Source organism: Pontibacterium sp. (genome assembly GCF_041587635.1).
Lineage (GTDB): Bacteria > Pseudomonadota > Gammaproteobacteria > Pseudomonadales > Balneatricaceae > Pontibacterium.
On record NZ_JBFGYC010000315.1, the window covers coordinates 1 to 4,767 of the forward strand.

At 50.9% G+C, this 4,767-nt stretch carries 8 protein-coding genes and 1 pseudogene; all 9 read right to left on the minus strand.

Translation table 11 applies throughout. From position 1 onward, the window contains the following. The coding region (rpoA, locus tag ABYW01_RS14365; protein WP_372833878.1) for a DNA-directed RNA polymerase subunit alpha at positions 1–819 on the minus strand (819 nt) is incomplete at its 3' end. Between the two features lie 26 nt (positions 820–845). Beyond that, positions 846–1,466, minus strand: coding sequence for a 30S ribosomal protein S4 (gene rpsD / locus ABYW01_RS14370; RefSeq protein WP_372833881.1), 621 nt, complete (start codon positions 1,464–1,466; stop codon positions 846–848). An 18-nt stretch (positions 1,467–1,484) separates the two neighbouring features. Continuing rightward, entirely contained in the window at positions 1,485–1,874 is a 390-nt protein-coding gene (rpsK, locus tag ABYW01_RS14375) for a 30S ribosomal protein S11 (RefSeq protein WP_193952514.1), read from the minus strand. 25 nt (positions 1,875–1,899) lie between these two features. Beyond that, positions 1,900–2,256: a 30S ribosomal protein S13 gene (gene rpsM / locus ABYW01_RS14380; RefSeq protein ID WP_372833883.1), complete on the minus strand. Its 357-nt coding sequence runs from the start codon at positions 2,254–2,256 to the stop codon at positions 1,900–1,902. 152 nt (positions 2,257–2,408) lie between these two features. Then, complete coding sequence (gene rpmJ, locus ABYW01_RS14385) at positions 2,409–2,525, minus strand: 50S ribosomal protein L36 (RefSeq protein WP_007021200.1); 117 nt, start codon at positions 2,523–2,525, stop codon at positions 2,409–2,411. Between the two features lie 20 nt (positions 2,526–2,545). After that, positions 2,546–3,874, minus strand: a complete 1,329-nt coding sequence (secY, locus tag ABYW01_RS14390) for a preprotein translocase subunit SecY (RefSeq protein ID WP_193952512.1) — start codon at positions 3,872–3,874, stop codon at positions 2,546–2,548. Next, positions 3,875–4,309, minus strand: a complete 435-nt coding sequence (gene rplO, locus ABYW01_RS14395; RefSeq protein ID WP_372833886.1) for a 50S ribosomal protein L15 — start codon at positions 4,307–4,309, stop codon at positions 3,875–3,877. A 14-nt stretch (positions 4,310–4,323) separates the two neighbouring features. Then, a complete protein-coding gene (rpmD, locus tag ABYW01_RS14400; RefSeq protein ID WP_193952510.1) occupies positions 4,324–4,506 on the minus strand; it encodes a 50S ribosomal protein L30 in 183 nt (60 codons plus the stop codon). Between the two features lie 6 nt (positions 4,507–4,512). Further along, a pseudogene (locus ABYW01_RS14405) lies at positions 4,513–4,767 on the minus strand (30S ribosomal protein S5); the annotation flags it as partial.

The following is a 4,767-nucleotide window of genomic DNA, read 5'->3' on the forward strand; positions in this document are numbered from 1 at the left end:
CTCTGCTTTCAAGCAGTTGGCAGAACGTACAGTCAGTTCCAGGTCATCTACCGGGCGCAGCAGGATCGGATCGATCTCTGGTTCTTCCGGTTCTTCCTTAGCCTGATCAGCTCCATCCTCCAGATCAACAAATACAGCTAGCTGCTGCTGAAGGATTGTCGCCGCGCGACGGATGCACTCTTCTGGATCGATTGTGCCGTTAGACTCAATATCGATTACCAGTTTGTCCAGATCGGTACGCTGTTCTACGCGGGCACTTTCTACCACGTAAGAAACACGACGTACCGGGCTGTAAGTTGCATCCAACTGCAAACGACCAATGGCGCGAGTTTCGTCTTCCTCAGAAGTACGAGCATCGGCAGGCACGTAGCCACGACCACGCTCAACACGCAGCTGCATGTTGAGGCTCGCACCTTCATTAAGGTGAGCAATTACGTGATCCGGGTTAGCGATCTCAACATCCTGATTTAACTGAATGTCGCCTGCCGTAACAGGACCCGCTTCGCTTTTGCTCAGAGTCAGGGTTACGTCATCGTTGCTATGCAACAAGATCGCAACACCTTTCAGGTTCAGCAGGATTTCGATTACATCCTCCTGAACCCCTTCTACAGTGCTGTACTCATGCAGTACACCTTCAATCTCTACTTCTGATACGGCACAACCCGGCATAGAAGAGAGAAGAATTCGGCGTAATGCATTGCCCAGCGTGTGGCCAAACCCACGCTCCAGTGGCTCAAGAGTCACTTTAGCGCGAGTTTTGCTAATTTCCTGTACGTCAATATGACGTGGGCTTAGAAACTCGTTTACCGAACGCTGCATAGTTCCACCAATAAAGAGTTCAAGAATTACTTGGAGTACAACTCGACGATCAGGTGCTCGTTGATGTCAGCAGACAGATCGCTACGTTCAGGAGCGGCTTTAAAAGTACCTTCCATCTTCGCAGAATCAACTTCTACCCACTCAACTGGTGCACGCTGAGCAGCCAGATCCAGCGCCGCTTTGATGCGCAGCTGAGTCTTAGCTTTTTCACGAACTGCTACCACATCGCCAGCCTGTACCTGGTAGGAAGCCACATTGACTACCTGACCGTTAACAGTGATAGAACGGTGTGATACTACCTGACGTGCTTCAGCGCGAGTCGAGCCGAAACCCATACGGTATACAACGTTGTCCAAACGGCCTTCCAGAAGCTGCAGCAGGTTTTCACCAGTTGCACCTTTGCGACGAGCCGCTTCTTTATAATACCCACGGAACTGGCGTTCCAGCACGCCGTACATACGACGTACTTTTTGTTTTTCGCGCAGCTGCAGGCCGTAGTCGGAAAGACGACCACGACGCGCACCGTGCATACCTGGAGCAGCTTCAGCTTTACACTTGCTATCCAGTGCACGAACACCGCTCTTCAAGAACAGGTCCGTACCTTCACGGCGAGACAGCTTGCACTTTGGTCCTAAATAACGAGCCATTTTTTTACTGTCTCCAGATTAAACGCGACGTTTCTTCGGCGGACGGCAACCATTGTGAGGGATTGGCGTCACGTCGGTGATGTTAGCGATCTTGTAGCCACATGCATTCAATGCACGTACTGCAGATTCGCGACCGGGACCAGGTCCCTTAACAAATACGTCGAGGTTTTTCAGACCATACTCAAGTGCGGCCTGACCAGCACGCTCAGCAGCTACCTGAGCGGCGAACGGGGTGCTCTTGCGGGAACCGCGGAAGCCGGAGCCACCTGCAGTTGCCCATGACAGAGCGTTGCCCTGACGATCAGTAATAGTAATGATCGTGTTGTTAAAAGAGGCGTGAATGTGGGCGAACCCGTCAGCGACCTGCTTTTTAACCTTTTTGCGTGTGCGATTACCTGGCTTAGCCATATTGGGAATTCCTATCGCTTACCACTTACTTACGGATCGGCTTACGTGGGCCTTTACGAGTGCGTGCATTGGTTTTGCTACGCTGCCCACGTACCGGGAGATTACGGCGGTGACGAAGACCACGAAAACAGCCAAGGTCCATTAGACGCTTGATGCTCATGGAAACTTCACGACGCAGGTCGCCTTCGACAGTCAGCTTGGAAATTTCACCACGAACATTATCCAGCTGCTCATCAGTCAGGTCAGCGATCTTAGTACTTGTAGCAATGCCACAAGCGTCGCAGATGCTCTGCGCCGTAGTACGGCCAATCCCGTAAATGTAAGTCAAAGAAATTACCGCATGCTTATTGTCAGGGATATTGACTCCAGCTATACGGGCCATTCTATTTACTCCAATTGGGGTCCTGTCACCTTCTGTTTGTTTGCTGAGGTTAGGGACCGAAAACTCGTTAGTTCGTGGAAGGCGCGCAATAATACACCCTGATCAAAATTAAATCAAGGATGCACGCCCTACACTTCAATTATCAGGGTAAATTAACCCTGACGCTGTTTGTGACGCGGCTCTACTTTACAGATCACACGCACAGAACCGTTACGACGAACGATTTTGCAATTACGGCAGATCTTCTTAACAGACGCACGTACTTTCATGATCTACTCCTTTGGCGTGCTTAGCGCATCATTCCTGCGCCGCCACCTTTGAGATTAGATTTCTTCATCAGAGACTCGTACTGATGCGACATGAGGTGCGACTGCACCTGCGCCATGAAGTCCATCACGACGACAACAACGATCAGCAGGGACGTACCACCGAAATAGAACGGGATGTTCCATGCAACTACCAAAGCCTGTGGCATAAGAGACACAGCAGTGATGTACAAGGCTCCGAACAAAGTCAGTCGGCTCAGCACGGTATCAATATAACGCGCTGACTGTTCCCCAGGACGAATCCCCGGAATAAAGGCACCTGATTTTTTCAGGTTATCTGCTACGTCACGAGGATTGAAAACAATCGCCGTATAGAAATAGCAGAAGAAAATGATCGCAATCGCAAATAACAGGATATACAACGGCTGACCTGGTCCCAGCGCCAGCGCAACATCCTGTAACCACTCCATACCTTCAGACTGGCCAAACCATTGGCCGATAGAGGCAGGGAACAGCAAAATGCTGGATGCAAAGATCGGCGGAATCACCCCGGCCATATTCACCTTCAAAGGCAAATGGCTAGACTGTGCCGCATACACGCGACGCCCCTGCTGACGTTTTGCATAGTTTATGGTGATGCGGCGTTGACCGCGCTCCATAAACACTACAAAACCAACAGTCGCGACCGCCAGTACAGCGATGGCCAGCAACGCCAGAATATTCAAGTCACCCTGACGTGCTGATTCAAAGGACTGACCGATTGCACCAGGCAACCCAGCCACAATACCGGCAAAGATCAAAATGGAGATACCGTTACCGATACCTCTTTCGGTTACCTGCTCGCCCAGCCACATCAGGAAGACCGCACCAGACACCAATGTCACAACTGCTACAAAGTAGAAGCTGGCATCTGCGGTGAATGCAATACCCTGATTAGCAAGACCAACGGCCATACCAAAAGACTGAACAGTCGCCAGAATAACCGTCCCGTAACGGGTGTACTGGTTAATCTTGCGACGGCCTGATTCGCCTTCTTTCTTCAGTTGTTCCAGTGTCGGACTTACCACCGTCATCAGCTGCATGATAATCGATGCAGAGATGTACGGCATGATGCCCAGTGCGAGGATACTCATTCGCTCCAACGCACCACCGGAGAACATATTAAAGAGACTCAGGATTGTTCCCTGATTCTGATCAAACAACGCAGCAAGACGATCTGGGTTGATACCCGGCACCGGTATATGAGCACCGATACGGTATACAACAATCGCCAAAATCACGAACAACAAACGAGATTTCAACTCGCCGAGTCCGCTCTGGTTGCCTGCTGGTACTGGTCCTTGCTTAGCCATTTACGCCTCGACTTTGCCGCCCGCAGCTTCGATTGCAGCCTGTGCACCTTTGGTCGCTTTAAGACCTTTAATGGTGACAGCTTTGTTGATCTCGCCGGACAGAATCACTTTAGCAACTTTGATCTCTTGCTTAATGATGTCTGCCTCTTTCAGAGCAGCCAGATCAATAACGTCAGCATTTACGCCAGCCAATTCGCCCAGGCGAATTTCTGCTACGTAACGTGCTTTACGGGAAGTAAAACCAAATTTTGGCAGACGACGCTGCAAAGGCATCTGACCGCCTTCAAAACCAGGTCTTACGGAACCGCCGGAGCGGGATTTCTGACCTTTGTGACCACGGCCACAAGTCTTACCCAGACCGGAACCAATACCACGACCGACACGTTTCGGTGCGTGCTTGGAGCCTTCAGCAGGGCTCAGAGTGTTCAGACGCATGTGACGAACTCCCCTTACTCGCCTTCTACATTCAGCATGTAGTTGACTTTGTTGATCATGCCACGCACAGATGGAGTATCTTCTACTTCAACTGTGTGGCCAATACGGCGCAGACCCAGACCCTTCAGGCACAATTTGTGCTTAGGCAGGATACCGATAGGGCTACGAACCAGTGTAACTTTTACAGTGCTAGCCATTATCGATTACCCCAGGATTTCGTCTACAGACTTGCCACGCTTAGCAGCTACATCTTCCGGAGAGTTCATTGCTGCCAGACCTTTGATGGTCGCGCGAACAACGTTAACCGGATTAGTAGAGCCGTAGCACTTCGCCAGTACGTTATGTACACCTGCCAGTTCCAGTACGGAACGCATTGCACCGCCTGCGATTACACCAGTACCCTGGGAAGCAGGCTGCATGTATACCTTGGAAGCACCGTGACGGGCTTTCACAGGGTA